Origin of the sequence: Bradyrhizobium sp. LB8.2, assembly GCF_040548035.1 — a bacterium.
GTDB lineage: Bacteria > Pseudomonadota > Alphaproteobacteria > Rhizobiales > Xanthobacteraceae > Bradyrhizobium.
On record NZ_JBEPQV010000044.1, the window covers coordinates 38994 to 54094 of the forward strand.

Sequence of the window (15101 nt, forward strand, 5' to 3'; positions counted from 1 at the left end):
CCATGAGATTCCGAAGTGTGTTGTTAGCCGCATTGCTGCTCGCCCCGACGGCCGCACTGGCCGCACCGGGCATGGTCACCGTCTCGACTGGCCTGCGCGCCGGGCCGGGTTCGGGCTTTCCGCTAGTCGATCGCATCCCAGGGGGTGCCCGCGTCAACATCCATGGTTGCCTGCGCGGCAACGCCTGGTGCGACGTGAGCTTCTCCGATGACCGTGGCTGGGTGTCGTCGCAATATCTCGAATACCTCTACCGCAATCACTACGTCTATCTCCCCGACTATGTCGACGAGATCGACGTGCCCGTTGTCCCTTTCGTGCTGACCTCGTATTGGTCGAGCCATTATGAGGGGCGGCCCTGGTATCGGCGGCATGCCCATTGGAACAGCTACTGGACCTCGCATCAGCGCGACGCGACGCGGATGACGATTGATCCGCGCGCGGCTCGCATCGGCCGCGCGGCAACGCGCGATGCGGCGATCGCACTCGGGCGCCACGGTGCGAATGTTAAGGGTGCGGCTGCGGTCTCCGGTCGTGATGCCGTGACCTCACGGCACGACGCCGCGATCGCCAGGCACGAGACTGCGGTTACGACGGACCGGAACCGTGCTGGACGAAGCGAGCGCATCGCGCATGAGCGGACCAATCTGCAGAGCCGCAATCCGCGCGATGCGCAGGCCCGCATCATGCACGAGCAGGCTGCGAGCCGCGCGGCCGTGCGTGCGCAGCCGATGGCGCGCCCGCATGAGACGCCGCGTGTATCAGCCGCGCCCGCAAGCCGCCGTGCGATGCCGCATGTTGCCCAGCCCAACGTGAGCCACGGCTCGCCGATGAATGCTCATGCCCAAATGCCGGCGCCGCGCGCGGCTGCGCCCGCGATGCCGCATGGCGGCGGCGCTCCTCACATGAACGCCGCACCGCGTGGCGGCGGTGCGCCGGCCGGCGGTCCCGGTGGCGGCCACCAAAAGCATTAAATCAGCCCAACGAAAGCCCGGCCCTCGCGCCGGGCTTTCTGCTCGGTCCGAACCGGTTCCCGGCACGTCTAATTTAAGAAAGTTCTTCGCGAGCAGATTTCATCGATCGTAATATGTCTACCCAAAGCTGTAAGCATTCCACTCGGGGCAGCGGGGCACGGGAGGATGAACGATGAGACAGAGCCAGGCGGAGACGCGCCGCCAAAATGTCGCGAAGCGGTCGATGACCAAGGAGGCCAAGCAGCTGTCCGAACTGATTGCCGGACTGCGCCAATCCCTCGACGGGATTCACAAGGAGCGGTCCAGCATCAAACTATCCGGCGCCGAGATGGGCCTTCTCGACGAACGCCGAAACAATCTGCTGCTCACCATCGCAGCCCTCGACGACCGCCTTTCGGCGGTACAGGGGCTGATCGATCTCGGCCGTCCCCACATTATCCGCGTCCACTGATCGAAGCGCAGACCTGATGCTATCGGATTCGTCGCGGCGGCGACGGAACCGGGCTCAGCTGCCGGCTTTGCGCGGCATAAGGATTGGCGTAGCACTGGGCGGATTGCCCGGAAGCGGTCGCGGCGCACTGCGCGATCGTCGCAAAACCGCAATCGATGCTGCGGCCGTCGATGGTGTAGATCTCGATGCAGACGGGATGGCGCGGATAGTAGGTCTGCGCGGCTGTCGGCGCCACGCCGGGCAAGCCCGCTCCAAGGAAGCCCGCGGCAAGCAGAATCGTGTTCCTGATATGGTGCGCAATCGACCTCCCTCGTTCGGCCGGAACCAAAGCACAAAGCTGCCGTGGATGGCATCAAATTGCCACGCTCCCGGCGAATTGCCGACAAAGCCCGCTGCCACGAGGAGAACGGGTGCAGGGCAACGCCAGGAGATGCGCATTGGCCTATAAGATGATCGCAGAACGCGACAACGAGAAGTGCAGTTATGCCCGCGAAAGCCGGTTGCTCATCGTGGCGAAGGCAAAGGTTTGGGCGAGCGAGGGATGGAGGGTGGTCATCACCGACCAGGACGGCAAGGCCTACGCGCCGCCCGAATTCGATCAGCTATTGGCGGCCTGACCGCAACACGGGGCTGCTTCTTCTTTTGACGCGTTTTCTTTGCGCGAACCGGTATATCCACTTCGCTCGAAAGCGCTCCAGGGGACGACATTGATTTCACTATTTCGACCGGGGCGCGACGTGATCGTACCCCTGATAATTCTTGCCGCCGCCGCCGTCCTGACGGCGACAGTTGCCGCCGCGCAAAATCTCGATGCCGGCAAGTCGCCGAAAAAGCTCTTCGCCGATGGTTGCGCGACCTGCCATCGCAGCCCGCGCGGCCTTGCCAAGGGGCGCTTCAGCCTGACGCTGTCCTGGTTCCTGAAAGACCATTACGCAACCAGTTCGGACACAGCCAAGGCGCTCGCGGCGTATCTGGAATCGGTCGACACGCCGCCGCCGCGAGCCGCGGCCAAACCGGGTGCAAAGCGATCCGCGCCGCGTCTTCCCAAGCCGTCGCAAAGCCAATAGGCGTGGGCCGGTTCGGCTAGGCGCGCCGATAGGTCTGCGCGAGCAGCCCTGCGTGGACGGCGCGGAGGTCGGCGCTCGTGCGCGTTTGTCCCGTCGTGACATAGGACAGCCAGGCGCCGTCGGCGGCGAGGCGGACGACGTGGAACTCGGGCGCGCCGTCGGTCGCACGGTGGCGCTTCAGCCGCGCCGGAAGAAGCGCGGAGCGAGGCGGAGATCGCGATCTATGCCGATGCCATGGCCGACATGTTCGGCGCTTGCGAGGCTGGCGCGGCGGGCTACACTTGCCACACCCAGCGTTTGATCCTACGGACCTCCTCCATGCTCGTCATCTCCATTCAAAGCCAGGTGGTCCACGGCCATGTCGGCAACAGCGCGGCCGCCTATGCCATGCAGGCGGAGGGGGTGAACGTCGCGGCGGTGCCGACGACGCTGCTGTCGAACCATCCGCGCTATCCGAGCCTGCGCGGGCGGGTGCTGGAGACCGAGCTCGTTGCAGATCTCCTGCAGGGCCTCGAGGAACGCGATCTCGTCGACGACGCCGCGGTGCTCGTCACCGGCTATCTCGGCTCGCCCGGCAATGCCGCTGTCATTGCCGATTTCGTCGAGCGGGCGCTGACCCGCAATTCAAAGCTCGTCTATCTCTGCGATCCCGTGATCGGCGATGACGGCCGCGTCTATGTTGCCGACGGCATTTTGGACGTGGTCCGCCACCGGCTGCTGCCGGCTGCGAATCTGACCACGCCGAACCAGTTCGAGCTCGAGCTTCTCTCCGGGCTCACCATCGCGGATGCGCAGGGCCTGCGCGCGGCTTGCGCGACGCTCGCTGGGACCGGCCGCATCGACGTGGTCGCCACCGGCTGCACGCTCACCGACACGGCGGAAGGGCAGGTGGAAACGATTCTGTGCGCCGACGGTCAGTTGTCGCGCTTGGCGACACCGCGCCTGCCGATCCGGCCCTATGGCACCGGCGATCTCCTCACCGGCCTGATCGCGGCGCATCTGGCCAGGGGCAGGGCAACCGAGGCGGCGGTGCGGCTCGCGGTCGAGACCATCTTTGCGGTGCTGGTGCGCACGCAGGAAGCCGGCACCGCCGAGATGCGGCTCGTGCCACTGCCGACGCCGGGACGGTAAGCCTTAGCGGATTTACGTCGCGCGCTTCGCGGCCGATTGCGCCGACTTCTGCGGCTTTGCCGGGACCTTCTGCTCGCGCGTCGCCTGCGACTTCGCCTGTGCCTTGGGCCGCTTTGCGCTGGCGACAGCCCGCGCTTTCCTCGGCTTGACGTTGGCGGCTTCCTTGCGGTCCGACGTTCCCCGGCGCGAGACGTATTCCGGACCATCGACCGGGCCGACATGCGGCGGATCGCGGCCGAGATAGGGCCGGCCGATGCCGAGCGCCTTGCCGTTGGCGTCGACCCATTTCCACAGCACCTCGGTCGAAACCCAGCGCTGCGCGCGGTTGTCGCCCTTGGTGCTGACGATGTCGGCCGCCATGCCGTGGCCGTAGCCGCCGCGCGTGCTGCCGCCGTGATAGGAGCGGTCGGAGGCGGCCTTCAAGCCGCTCGCGATCGACTGGCGATAGTTGTCGCGGAACGCGCTGGTGATGCCCGGCGAGAGGCCGGCGGCCTCAGCCGCGAGCAGCGTCCGGAACAGCTTTTGCTTAAAACTCTTGTCCATGCCGCCGATGACGTAGTCCATCATCGACATGCCGGCGTGGTCGGCCGCCTTCGGATCCTTCCAGCCAAAGTCCTCGTCGACCAGTTTCGTGAAGCTACGCATTACTGTGATCGTCTTGCCCTTGCGCTTGACGGTGACGGCGCGGCGATCCTCGACCTTGATCGAATCTTCCTTGGGCGTGCGCTGGTAGAGCACCCAGAGATAGCGGTCGATACAGGCTTCCATGACGAAGCATTCGTCGAGCACGGCGGCGGTGTCCGCGGACGGCGAGGCCTTGCTCGCGGCCGGCGCAGGACCGGTCGTGATCGTCGCGGGCGACAGCGCGTCCGTGGTCACGATCTCGGAGGGATCGGCGGATGCGAGTTTTATCGCGGGCTCTTGCGCTGGCGGTGCCTCGCTGACGACGGGCGTGGGTTCAGGCGAAATCTGCGGCGCGGGCGGCGGCTCGGTCGGCAAGATCAGCACTGGGTCGGACGAGGCGAGCTTGATGGCGGGAGCAGGCGCTTCGGGCGTTGCTGCTTCAGCGGTTACCAGGCTCGGAGTCGCGGCGACCGCGGCCGCGATATTGGCGGTCAGGGCGACGCCGTCCTCGATGGTCGCAGCGTGCGGGATGTCGGCGAGGTCGAACCGGCCGAGATCTTTCGCGCGCGAGACGGCAGAAGCATTGGCGCCGCTGTTCTCGATGAGGGCAGGGGCATAGGCGGACAAAGAGAGCGCCAACCAGCCGGCGAGAACCGCCGAGGGGCAGGATACCGCCACCAGAAGAGACCGCCGATCATCCATGATCCCTGCCTCCAAACGGTTCTGTTTGAACCTCGTCTTCTCCGAACAGTCGTGATGCCGACACTCTTGATCATGCAGTCTTGCACGAAAAGGCAGGCCGCGCGTCAATTGTTCGGAGGACGGTGTGGCGGCGCAATGGCGCAATTCGGCGAAAGCGGGCTTTTCGGACAGGTGTTGCGCAGGGGCAACGCGGGTTCCATTGCGGGTCCAAGGGCGCCACGGCAAAAAAGCCTGCAAATGCAGCATTCATTGTCGTCAATTTGAGGCGGTCGAGTTTACTCAATCTTGGATTGTGGTTGTGTAAGTCTCCCGCGCCGGCGATTCCCGGTAGAGTTGGGAAGGACACGCGTGTGAAATTGAGATGCAAATGGGCCGAATTCGCCGCCGATGAATCCGGCGCCACCGCGATCGAATACGGCCTGATCGCAGCCGGCATCGCGCTCGCGATCATCGAGATCATCTACGCGCTCGGCACCAACCTCGTCGCAAAGCTGCAATCGCTGGCGACGGCGTTGAAATAAGCTGCGTGGTGCGGCGCCCGACGCTTCGGAGCAACCTTGGGCCGGCTAGCGCGTTAGGCGCTCATGACGCATTCCTCGCTTCGTCCCATGGATGCCTTCGACCCCACCGAGCCCGCCATTCTGCACGACCTGCTCTCCGATACGATTGTCACTTGGACCGCTGAGCAGGCTGATGACTACCGGCGCGCCAGCCGACCGGGCGGGGACGGAACCGTGAGCTGGAAGGTCTACGTCTTCGACGGCTGGGGCAATGTGCTCGGCGGCTGACCAATGCTCATAAAAGTGTCATGTCGCAGCCGGCGATGATTCGGCCAAAGCCTTGCGCGGATTAAATATATTGCCATGCGCCGGACGCGTTGTTGCAATGCACCAACGTATGTCGCATTGCAGCAAAATGCGCATAGATGTGCTCCGAACCTTCCATCAGGAGCATCACCAATGAACAAGAAGACTCTGTCGATCACCGCCGCCATCCTGACGATCGCGGGCAGCACCGCGGCTTTCGCCGCCGAGCTGCCGACCTACGAGGCCAACGGTTTCCCGGTCTCCCCGATGCAGGTGCGCGTGCTCGGTGCCGCGCATATCGAGCAGCAGGCCTCGGCGCCCACCACTGTCGCTTCGGTCCACCAGGCCCGCGTTCTGTCGCCGCGCAAGGTCAAGACCGCTGACGTCACGACGGGCAGCGCGCGCTGATCTGAATTCACCCCGACCTGAAGCAGGCTCGCCTCCACGCGAGCCTGCGCCGACCGCGTTCCCTTTCGGGAGCGCGGTCTTTTTTTATCGCGGCGGGTGCGCGGATTGAGAAAGTTGCGGCGAGAAAAAACGCCGTCACGTGCTGGTTGTGTACGGCGGTTCAAAGCGACTGTGATCTCTTTAATAATTGCTTTGCAGATCGGAGCGCTTGATGCGGGCGTCGCTTATTGAGCGGCCAAGAATCATTTTCATAATGGAGCCGTCATGCCCGTTGCACAGAAAGCCGTTATTGCAAGCGCCTCGCCGCGCGCGTTTATCCTCAGGCATATCGCGTTGTTCGCAGCTGCCGCGCTGTTCGTGTTCGTTCTGAGCCTGACATATGGGCTCGATCTCAGCCCCGGGTTTTTCTAGCGCGTTAGCGACGTGCCAGACCTGCAACCGCGTGGGTTGAGCCTTATCACGCGCTGACCTAAGGCTTGCCGCATGGATCAGCGGACGAGCGGCGCTGACGCTCTCACTCACAAAAACGATGCGGCGCCGGCGCTGCTTGGCGTCGTTTGCGGCCTCGCCGCGGCGCTGTTCTGGGCGCTTGGCTTTGCCGGCACGCGGCATGGCCTCAAGATCGGCTTTACGCCGGTCGATCTGCTGGTGCATCGCTATGTCTGGTCGGGCATCGCGTTTCTGCCGCTGGTGATGCGCGCAGGTGTCGGCGATCTCTGTGGCATCGGCTGGGGCAGGGGCCTTGTGCTGATGGTGCTCGGCGGCCCCGTGATGTCGCTGATCTCCTACACTGGTTTTCTGTTCGTGCCGCTCGGCCATGGCAGCGTGATCCAGCCCTCCTGTGCGACACTCGGCGGCCTGCTGCTCGCGGCGTTGTTCCTGAAGGAACATATCTCTGCATCGCGCCTTGTCGGCGCCTTCGTGATCGTCGGCGGCCTCGGCGTGATCGGCGCGGAATCGATCGGCCATATCGGCGCCGACGGCGTGCTGGGTGATCTGACCTTCGTGCTGACCGGATTCATGTTCGCAAGTTTTGGCGCGCTGCTGCGCTACTGGCGTGTCTCCGCGGTGTCGGCCGCGCTCGTCATCAACGTGCTGTCCTTGCTGCTCTTGCCGATCTACCTCATGACCGGCGGGCTCGCCCGGGTCGCAGCGATGGGTGTCACCGAGAACGCCATCCAGGCGCTGGCGCAGGGCGTGCTTGCAGGCCCCGCCGCGCTCTATCTTTACGCTGTTTCGGTCCAACGCCTCGGCGTCGCCCGCGCCTCCGTGATCCCGGCCTGCGTGCCGGCTCTGACGCTGCTCACCGGCTGGCTTCTGCTCGGCGAGCAGCCGACGATGTTGCAGGCCGCGGGCCTGGTGACGGTGCTGTGCGGTTTTTATCTGGCGCAGCGGCAGCGATAGATCGCAGAAACGCGGGTTTCAGAGAACGGCCGACCGCCCGAAAAGTTCAGGGCGAACGCATCGCCTTGCTACGCCTTCCTCACGAACTCCGATTTCAGATTCATCGCGCCGATGCCGTCGATCTTGCAGGCGATGTCGTGGCCGTCGCTGGCCTCCTGCAGGCGGATGTTGCGGACCTTGGTGCCGCCTTTGACGACGGAGGAGGAGCCCTTGATCTTGAGGTCCTTGATCACGATGACGCTGTCGCCGTCGGCGAGCACATTGCCGTTGGCATCCCGGACGCCGGAATCCTGCGCGGCGTCGGCGGCCGCTTCCGCCGTGCCGCTCCATTCATGGCCGCATTCCGGGCAGACCCAGAGACCACGATCCTGGTAGGCGTGCTCGGAATTGCAGGTCGGGCATTTCATCGTGTCGGTCATCGTTCGCCTCGTCGCCCGTCACGGGCGCGCCGCACGCCTTCCGCCGGAAAAGATGGATTGGGAGCGAATCCTTTACCATGGCTTCCAGTCCCGGTCGAACCCGGGGAAACTTAGGAGTTCAGGAAAAAGTCTGCGGTATTGAGGTCCGGGCTTACCGGCGGCGTCCGTTCGATGTCGCCGCGGGAGGAGCGTCCAGGAGGAACGGCCCGTCATGAGCGAGCATCGTGCCGCCATCAGACATCACACGTTGCGGACCGGCATTGTCGAATTCGACAACGGCACCGGCAAGATCATCAGCGCGCCCTGCACGATCCGCGACGTCTCCGGTACAGGCGCCCGCCTGGGCCTCAACGCCTCGCTATGGGTCGCGGAGCAATTCACGCTGGTCTTCAGCAGCGGCCTGCGCAAGGACTGCCGGGTCGCCTGGCGCAAAGGCAGATTGATCGGCAGCGCGTTCGCCGACGGCTATGCGAGCACGGACGAGCAGGCCGTCATGATGACCGCGGACGAGCAGTCCCGGCACAGGCTCGGGATCGGTGCGCGCGTCAAAACTGCGCGCGAGAGGCGCGGCTACACGGAAGCGCAGCTCGCCGAGCTGATCGGCGCCACGCCCGGTTTGGTGTCGCTGGCCGAGCAAGGCGAGGCGGACATTCCGCTGTATCAGCTGATGCATATCGCGGATCTCTTGATGGTCGGGCTCGACGGGCTCGTTGCGGGGCCAGCGCCTGAGGACGTCGATGCGGCGTAGTTGGCACCCGTCCAACAAAAACGTCGAAAACAACCCCATACACAGTAGAAATCCGTAGGGATTTCAACGTTTTGCAAATCCGAAAAATTGTTGATGGTGGGCTCCGCATCGTCCGGATCGACTTCGGCGATACCGAATCGAATTTGACTTGTCGGGCAAAACAGGGGCAGTATGGCATCGTGGCGCCGGTGCGACGGCTGAAGCTGATGCGTCGCAAGGCACGGGGCGACATGCCAAAAGACCTGAAAACAAAACCAAAAAGAAAACTGAAGACCTACCAGACCTCGCTCGGCTTCTACGACCAGGCGGTCGCCGCGCCATCGATGAAGGCGGCACTGGACGCCTGGGGCGCCAAATCCAATCTCTTCCATCAGGGCGCCGCGAAGGAGACCGACGACCCCGACATCGTCGCCGCGACCATGGCAAGCCCCGGTGTCGTGCTCAGGCGCCCGGTCGGATCGGACGGCCCGTTCACCGAGCACGCCAAGCTGCCGACCGATCTCATTGACGACGAGGCGAAGCCCAAACCCAAAGCCAAGTCCAAAGCCAAGTCCAAAGCCAAGTCCAAAGCCAAGTCCAAAGCGAAGCCGAAAAAGCCTGCGGCCAAGGCTGCAAAGAAACCATCCCGCGAGATCGACGATCGACAAGCGCGCGAGGCCGCCGCCGCGTTCGAGAAGGAAGAGCGGCGGCGAGAAGCCGAGCGCCGGAAGGAAGCGGCCGCCCGCGCCAAGGAGCGCGCGCGCCGGGACAAGGCGGTCGCGAGCGCGCAGGCGGCGCTGGACAAGGCGAGGCGGGAGCACGACGCGCGGACGGAGGCGATCGAAGCCGAGCGCGCCGCGCTCGATCAACGCGCCGAGGCGGAGGCGACGCGCTGGGACAAGCAGAGAATGAAGCTGGAGGAGGCGGTGCGGCGCGCGCGGGAATAGGGGCCGCTGGGAGCGATTCAAGGAGGAGCGACATGTCCGATCATGGCGCGTGGTAGCGTCACGAAGACCCCGAGACATTCACGCATTCCCAGAGCGGGGCCTGGGTGATGGCCGGCTTCGATGCAGAGGTCGATTGGCGAGTCAGCCGTGCGCCTGAAGGCAGGCGCTAACCTTGTCTGCCTGCGCGCGCGGCACGGCATGGGCGCGCCACTGCTCCATCGTGGCGCCGGCTGCGGCCAGGCACCGGTTGATGTTGCGCGCATAAGTATCATGGGACATACGATCGCGCTTGGCTTGGCAGGCAGCGTCGCCGCCACACTCGTAAAGGGGGGCAGCCTTGGCCATAGAGATGCCCAGCGACAAAAACATCACGACGAAAGCCGTCATCAGCTTGTTCATATATCCCCCGGAGTCCCGAATCGACTTGCTTTAATGGCCAAACGTCTAGCGTGTTGAATTGCCGCCTGCAACCCGGGGACGCCGGACCGGTCGATTGAGTTGCGCGCTTCGTTGTCGCCGGCAAGCCGGCATCAGCCTGTGGCTTGCAAGATGGGTTTCGCGTTTCACGAACCCGTCGTTCCGACAGGGCGCCGGAGCCATCAGCGGTCATTCAAGCAATTCTGGATCAAATTGGGCTTGCGTTGCTTTGCGTCCTTTTGCACTCTTTGGCTAGGAGGCCCGTCGTATGAAAACAATGACCGCCGCGTGTGCTCTCGGAATGGCCCTGGTGCTGTGTAACCTTGGGATATCAGGTGCCGAAGCCCGGGCGCGGAAAGCCCAGATCGTTCGTGAACCGCAGCAGAGGCTCATCGTCACGGCGCCCGTGCTCAGGCCGACGCCGTGGGATTACAATATCGTTCCGCGCTATCGCTATCGCCCTGAAGACGACCGGGTCGACCCCTACGGCCCGCCTTTGGTGTCCTCGTGGGTCCGCTATGAGGGCTGGCGGTGGCCGTACTGGTGGTGACTATCGATCACATCCAGGGCATGTGGTGATCCAGCTTGGTTCTCGTTCCTAACCGCCGTCATCCGCCGCAAGCCGCAGAAACTGCCGCTTCATCGCGTTGACCCTGGCGACATAGTTTGCGACGAGGTGATCGCCGCAGCGCTCGCCGGCGATCATCTGGAAGTGGCGGCGCGCGTAGGCCGTGGCAGGACCTGCGCCGCAGAGATGGATGAAGGCGGCCAGATCCTGCCTCTCGCGCGTGCTCGCCTTCACATCGCCCGCGCGGGCGAGAATTTCAGCGACATTGCGATCCAGATACACCGATGCCAGCTCGATGGCGTGGCTCGGGATCGCGCGGACATAGAAGCTGGTGAACCCGCAAGCAGTCTCCGTGACCGCGTTGCCGCGGATACAGAACCGCGCGGCGTCGGCGTAAGCTGGATCGGTCATCTGGAAAAGGCCGACGGCGCTGGAGGCGGGCCGGTAGATCGCGAGCGGATTGAGGCTCCATCGCCAGCGCCAGTAGGTGCGCACAAGCGGATTGCCTGAACTCTCGACCTGCGCCAGCGCCGCCAGCAATTCGGGCGTGATCGTTGCGGTGGAATGCTTGCGGAACAGCGGCCCGTATTGCCGCCAGGTCTCTGATGGATCCTTGTCGAGGGCATCGCCGACAAGGACGAATAGCTCGGTCGGCTTGCGCATTGTTTGATAGGCGATGTTCACCAGCACGACGACCGCAAGCAGCATCGCCACGCCGCCCGCGATCCGAACCACTCGCGGTGCGCGCGCGAATGTCTTTCGTGCCCACCGCGCGCCGCGCCGGAACTTGCGAAGGCGAGGGAGGAGGCGCTTGCTTTTTCTAGGCATCGGTCTCGTGGGAGTGCATTGCGAAGACTGTGTACCTGGTTAACGCTGTCACCAGGCCTTGAAATCCGGCTTCTTTTCCTTCTGATCGCGTTTTTTCAGATGTCGGCTCCGTCTCCTACGGCAGCTCGAATCCTTGATGGAAGTAACCCGAGGTTGTACGGTGCGCCGCAGCAGGGTTAATTTTGTGTGAATGGATCGGCTGGAATGACCGTAATTGAAAGCGTGGTGTCGGCGGAAAGCGCGGACCGGAAAATGCCAGCGGGCGTGCTTGTCGAAGGCCCGGTGGTCGACGCCAAGTTTCGCGATTCCTACATCTCGTTCGTCATCATGATCGGAGGTTCGATCGCGGCGCTGGTCTGGGCCTTCTGGCAGGGCATCGGATGGGTGGAGATTTCAGTCTTCGCCGGCACGTTCGCGCTGTCCACGGTCGGGATCGGCTTCATGCATCGCTACTTCGTCCACCGCAGCTTCCGCTGCGGTCCGGTGATGCGGACGTTGTTCGCGGCCATCGCCACGATGGCGGTGCAGGGCTCGATCCTGAAGTGGGTGAGCAATCATCGCCGGCATCATCTTCACTCCGACAAGCCCGGCGACGTCCACAGCCCTTACTATGACGGCGACGGCAATCCCTATGTCACCTTCGCCAAGGGGATGATGCATGCGCAAGGCGGCTGGGTGTGGGACCAGGCCACCACCGATGCCGGGTACTACGCCAAGGATATCCTGGCCGATCCGATCGCCATGTTCTTCACCAGGACGCGCTGGTACTGGTACGCGCTCTCGGCGCTGATCATTCCGGGGGCGATCGGCTACGCCTTCGGCGGCGTGCACACGATGACCGGCTGCATCCTGTTCTCCGGCCTGTTCCGCAGCTACCTCATGACCATGGCGACATCGCTGGTCAACTCGGTCTGCCACAGCGACGGCCGCTACGGCTATCGCCGCTTCGATCTGGACGACGGCACCACCAACGAGTTCGTGACCACGATCCTCACCTTCGGTGAAGGCCTGCACAACAACCACCACCGGTTTCCGCGCGACGCCTACCTTTCGCACGCCTGGTACGAGATCGACATCAACGGCCTGATCATTTTAGCACTCGGGAAACTCGGACTCGTGCACGACATCTTTGCGGCCGGAAGCCGGACGCTTCGCTCTGGAGATTCCGACGGCGGAAAACGTCCGATACCAGACACGGAAGCTATGGTCTGACTCCGCGCCGTCGGCTCATCCGCCCTGCGGGCTCACCAATCCGGATCGCCGTAGTAGGGATCGACCATATAGGGCGGTGGCATCCAGGGCGCTCGCGACGGCCTGGGCCGCCGAGGTGCGGCCGCTTGGACGTGCGGCCGTGCAGGCGCAGCCGCATCGTTGTTCGTCACGCTCCGCGCGGCGGGTTTCGCGGAAGCAGATGCGGATGAAGCCGTCAGTTGCGTCTGCAGCGCCTGGACCTGCGCGGCGAGGCGCGCATTGTCCGCCGCATCCTTCTCCTGCGCCGCCTTGAGCTGTTGAATGGTGTCGGCCTGCTCGCGCAGTGTCTGCTCGTTGCGGCTTTTCAGTTGCTCGAGCTTTCCGTTGATGCTCGCAAGCTCGCTGGTGATGGTCTTGAGCGATTGCGCGAGATCAGACGACGAGGGGTCAGGCGCTGTGGCGCCAATTCTTGGAGTGTCAGGTGTTGGAGCGTCAGGTCTCGAAGCGTCAGGTTTTGGAGCGCTTTCCGTTTCCTTGCCGACCGGCGGCGCGGGCACCGGACCAGGCTCATCCGCAGCAGCCAGCTGCACTGCCGGCGGCTGCGCCGGACTGTCAACCGCGGAGGCTTGCGGAGGCCGACTGGCGGCCGGCGGAGCCCATCGCGCCATGATCGACTTGCTGAACGACTTGGCCTCATCGCGATATTGCGAAGCGAAGGCGGCACCGAGAAGGCCGATCGCGAGCACGAGGCCAATCAAAGCGCGCATCAGGGTCCGATCTCCCTTCAGGCCTTGATCGCGAACCTTGCTAGCTGGTGCCGGCGCCTTGTCCCCGGGAGTCTCGGCCGCCTTCGCACCGGCGCTTGCTTGCGAGGCCCGCGGGCCTTCGCTGCCGCGTTCCATTCCGGAAACCAGCCGGTCCAGCCGCGCAAGGTCTTGCTCTGCGCTCTTGATCTGGTCATACGCCCGCGCCAGCCCGCCTTCGGCGCGCACCGCGTCCGGCTTTTCGGTATCAGGCTTGGGGTCGTTCGTCTCAGGCAACGATGCGCTCTCCATACAGTCGAGGTCAATGGGAGTGCGGCAGTCCGATCGCTGGAAGGATAGGTCGCGCCGCCGTCCAACACAACGCGCGTGCGAAGGAGAAATTGTGGCGGCCTCGGGGGCGGATCGAGGCTCCGGCACCGTCACCGTAATTTGGAGCCGGCAATCAATAGCGGCCGCCGCTGCCCTTTTGCTGCGTGATCCAGTCCGACAATGTTTTCCGTGTCGACCCCGCAGTCCGGCCCGGTGACGCCCTTGAATTGTCGCGGACGCCTTTCGCAGGACGGGTGCGCGGCGCTTCCGTTGCGTTGACGCTCTTCAAGGCAGCCGTCGATGCCTCCGCGGCTTCCTTCTCCAGGCGCAACTGTTTCAATCGCGCCATCTTGATGCGCTCTGCCTCGACTTCGGGTCGTTCGGCTAGCTGCGGCTTGGGTTGAGCAAGCTCGGCCGGGACCAGAACACCGAGAATGGTTGTCTCGCCGAGCGCCTTGCAGGCTTCGAGCCGATGCAGTCCATCGACCAGAACGAGGCGGTCTCCGTCGAGCCGAACGGAAATGGGGGCCTGTTGTCCGATGTCCAGAATACTTTCCGCGATCTCCCCGACCGTCTCGGGCCTGATGGCTTTCTTCTGCTTCGTGGGAACGAAGATTTTCTCGATCGGGAAGCTTTCCGATTTGGGCATAATTTGTACTCCGCTTCTACCGGGCCCGTCGGAACTCAAGCCGGTGGTGTCGGGAGTTTAGGAGGGAAGGGCTCAACCGCAAAGGCAATTCGGAGGCAGGGTGTTGGCTTGCGGCGTCCTGGCATTCACGCGCGGGACCAGGCCTTGTGAGCGAGCATTTTTGTGAGCGATTAGGGTTACTCGCGCGGAGCATGATACAGGAAAAACATCAACCAAAAGACGTTTCTGATCGGAGTTCCTCATGGGAAATTACATCCCGCACTTTAAAGTCGGACGAAGTAGGATCGAAGATCCTTAGTAAGGTATCAAAGCTCTTTCGGAGAAGTGGACCAAGATATCCTCTTTGTTCGCGCTGCTTTGCAAGTCAGGGACTTCGACTTGATGCGGAGGCGATCGGGGTCGCGGATAATGCAGCTTGCGCGAATTGCGCTTCTACATTGGGACGCAAGTTAGATCACAGGCTGATTGCTACTCTTGCTCATCGCTTTTTCGTGCTCGGTTCCTTCCACAAATGCGATTATGGAGCGGCGCCTGTAGTGCAGTTCAATCACCAACAGACGACCGACATCAACATGAGTCAGTGGTTTGAGGATGATTTGCACCTAATCGAGAGAACCATCAACTGAGCTGCACCCGGTTCCGAAGACACCAAGTTAGGTGTTTTATGGAGCAGGAGGTGCGTCATGGAGAGAAGGCAGTTTACGCGGGAGTTCAAGCT

The 15101-nt window shown here is 63.5% G+C and carries 21 protein-coding genes and 1 pseudogene; 14 read left to right on the forward strand and 8 right to left on the reverse strand.

The window, feature by feature from the left end; all coding sequences use genetic code 11:
• Positions 1-2 precede the first annotated feature (2 nt).
• Together ABIB06_RS35255 and ABIB06_RS35260 are read left to right on the forward strand one after the other, a co-directional pair.
• Complete coding sequence (locus ABIB06_RS35255; protein WP_354048769.1) at positions 3-971, forward strand: SH3 domain-containing protein; 969 nt, start codon at positions 3-5, stop codon at positions 969-971.
• A gap of 223 nt (positions 972-1194) precedes the next feature.
• Positions 1195-1422, forward strand: a complete 228-nt coding sequence (locus ABIB06_RS35260) for a hypothetical protein (RefSeq protein WP_247440514.1) — start codon at positions 1195-1197, stop codon at positions 1420-1422.
• Between the two features lie 19 nt (positions 1423-1441).
• On the opposite strand, the gene ABIB06_RS35265 is transcribed toward ABIB06_RS35260, so the two are convergent.
• Positions 1442-1657: a DUF3551 domain-containing protein gene (locus tag ABIB06_RS35265; RefSeq protein WP_456650230.1), complete on the reverse strand. Its 216-nt coding sequence runs from the start codon at positions 1655-1657 to the stop codon at positions 1442-1444.
• Between the two features lie 175 nt (positions 1658-1832).
• On the opposite strand from ABIB06_RS35265, the gene ABIB06_RS35270 reads away from it, so the two are divergent.
• Positions 1833-2039 carry a hypothetical protein gene (locus ABIB06_RS35270; protein ID WP_354048767.1) on the forward strand — a complete coding sequence of 69 codons (207 nt, stop codon included), beginning with the start codon at positions 1833-1835 and terminating at the stop codon, positions 2037-2039.
• Between the two features lie 120 nt (positions 2040-2159).
• Positions 2160-2489: a hypothetical protein gene (locus tag ABIB06_RS35275; protein ID WP_354048766.1), complete on the forward strand. Its 330-nt coding sequence runs from the start codon at positions 2160-2162 to the stop codon at positions 2487-2489.
• Between the two features lie 16 nt (positions 2490-2505).
• On the opposite strand, the pseudogene ABIB06_RS35280 reads toward ABIB06_RS35275, so the two are convergent.
• A pseudogene (locus ABIB06_RS35280) lies at positions 2506-2682 on the reverse strand (TetR/AcrR family transcriptional regulator); the annotation flags it as partial.
• A 125-nt stretch (positions 2683-2807) separates the two neighbouring features.
• Here ABIB06_RS35280 and pdxY point away from each other — a divergent pair.
• Positions 2808-3620, forward strand: a complete 813-nt coding sequence (gene pdxY, locus ABIB06_RS35285; protein ID WP_354048764.1) for a pyridoxal kinase — start codon at positions 2808-2810, stop codon at positions 3618-3620.
• 12 nt (positions 3621-3632) lie between these two features.
• Here the strand turns inward: pdxY and ABIB06_RS35290 are convergent, their stop codons facing one another.
• Complete coding sequence (locus ABIB06_RS35290; RefSeq protein ID WP_354048762.1) at positions 3633-4946, reverse strand: hypothetical protein; 1314 nt, start codon at positions 4944-4946, stop codon at positions 3633-3635.
• A gap of 350 nt (positions 4947-5296) precedes the next feature.
• Here ABIB06_RS35290 and ABIB06_RS35295 point away from each other — a divergent pair, with 350 nt between their 5' ends.
• The 5 genes from ABIB06_RS35295 (at position 5297) to ABIB06_RS35315 (ending at position 7564) form a co-directional block, all read left to right on the forward strand.
• The gene (locus ABIB06_RS35295; RefSeq protein ID WP_247346747.1) at positions 5297-5467 is read left to right on the forward strand and encodes a Flp family type IVb pilin; all 171 of its coding nucleotides are present in this window, start codon (positions 5297-5299) and stop codon (positions 5465-5467) included.
• Between the two features lie 87 nt (positions 5468-5554).
• The gene (locus ABIB06_RS35300) at positions 5555-5734 is read left to right on the forward strand and encodes a hypothetical protein (protein WP_354048760.1); all 180 of its coding nucleotides are present in this window, start codon (positions 5555-5557) and stop codon (positions 5732-5734) included.
• A gap of 171 nt (positions 5735-5905) precedes the next feature.
• A complete protein-coding gene (locus tag ABIB06_RS35305; RefSeq protein WP_354048758.1) occupies positions 5906-6160 on the forward strand; it encodes a hypothetical protein in 255 nt (84 codons plus the stop codon).
• Between the two features lie 264 nt (positions 6161-6424).
• Positions 6425-6571: a hypothetical protein gene (locus tag ABIB06_RS35310; protein WP_247346753.1), complete on the forward strand. Its 147-nt coding sequence runs from the start codon at positions 6425-6427 to the stop codon at positions 6569-6571.
• Positions 6572-6643: 72 nt separating this feature from the next.
• Positions 6644-7564 (forward strand): DMT family transporter, encoded by a 921-nt coding sequence (locus ABIB06_RS35315; RefSeq protein WP_354048756.1) that lies wholly within the window; start codon positions 6644-6646, stop codon positions 7562-7564.
• Between the two features lie 68 nt (positions 7565-7632).
• Here ABIB06_RS35315 and ABIB06_RS35320 read toward each other — a convergent pair whose 3' ends face one another.
• Entirely contained in the window at positions 7633-7983 is a 351-nt protein-coding gene (locus ABIB06_RS35320) for a zinc ribbon domain-containing protein YjdM (protein WP_247346755.1), read from the reverse strand.
• Positions 7984-8194: 211 nt separating this feature from the next.
• Between ABIB06_RS35320 and ABIB06_RS35325 the strand changes: the two genes are divergently transcribed.
• Positions 8195-8731: a helix-turn-helix domain-containing protein gene (locus ABIB06_RS35325; protein ID WP_247346758.1), complete on the forward strand. Its 537-nt coding sequence runs from the start codon at positions 8195-8197 to the stop codon at positions 8729-8731.
• 230 nt (positions 8732-8961) lie between these two features.
• Positions 8962-9657, forward strand: coding sequence for a cell envelope biogenesis protein TolA (locus tag ABIB06_RS35330; protein ID WP_247346799.1), 696 nt, complete (start codon positions 8962-8964; stop codon positions 9655-9657).
• A 141-nt stretch (positions 9658-9798) separates the two neighbouring features.
• Here the strand turns inward: ABIB06_RS35330 and ABIB06_RS35335 are convergent, their stop codons facing one another.
• A complete protein-coding gene (locus tag ABIB06_RS35335; protein ID WP_354048754.1) occupies positions 9799-10056 on the reverse strand; it encodes a hypothetical protein in 258 nt (85 codons plus the stop codon).
• A 286-nt stretch (positions 10057-10342) separates the two neighbouring features.
• On the opposite strand from ABIB06_RS35335, the gene ABIB06_RS35340 reads away from it, so the two are divergent.
• The gene (locus tag ABIB06_RS35340) at positions 10343-10624 is read left to right on the forward strand and encodes a hypothetical protein (protein WP_247346762.1); all 282 of its coding nucleotides are present in this window, start codon (positions 10343-10345) and stop codon (positions 10622-10624) included.
• Between the two features lie 48 nt (positions 10625-10672).
• On the opposite strand, the gene ABIB06_RS35345 is transcribed toward ABIB06_RS35340, so the two are convergent.
• Positions 10673-11470, reverse strand: a complete 798-nt coding sequence (locus ABIB06_RS35345; RefSeq protein WP_247346764.1) for a transglycosylase SLT domain-containing protein — start codon at positions 11468-11470, stop codon at positions 10673-10675.
• 204 nt (positions 11471-11674) lie between these two features.
• Between ABIB06_RS35345 and ABIB06_RS35350 the strand changes: the two genes are divergently transcribed.
• Positions 11675-12682: an acyl-CoA desaturase gene (locus ABIB06_RS35350; RefSeq protein ID WP_354048751.1), complete on the forward strand. Its 1008-nt coding sequence runs from the start codon at positions 11675-11677 to the stop codon at positions 12680-12682.
• A 32-nt stretch (positions 12683-12714) separates the two neighbouring features.
• Here the strand turns inward: ABIB06_RS35350 and ABIB06_RS35355 are convergent, their stop codons facing one another.
• Both ABIB06_RS35355 and ABIB06_RS35360 read right to left on the reverse strand, forming a co-directional pair.
• Positions 12715-13716, reverse strand: coding sequence for a prolipoprotein diacylglyceryl transferase (locus ABIB06_RS35355; RefSeq protein ID WP_354048749.1), 1002 nt, complete (start codon positions 13714-13716; stop codon positions 12715-12717).
• A gap of 151 nt (positions 13717-13867) precedes the next feature.
• Positions 13868-14383: a ParB N-terminal domain-containing protein gene (locus ABIB06_RS35360; RefSeq protein ID WP_247346770.1), complete on the reverse strand. Its 516-nt coding sequence runs from the start codon at positions 14381-14383 to the stop codon at positions 13868-13870.
• Positions 14384-15101 lie beyond the last annotated feature (718 nt).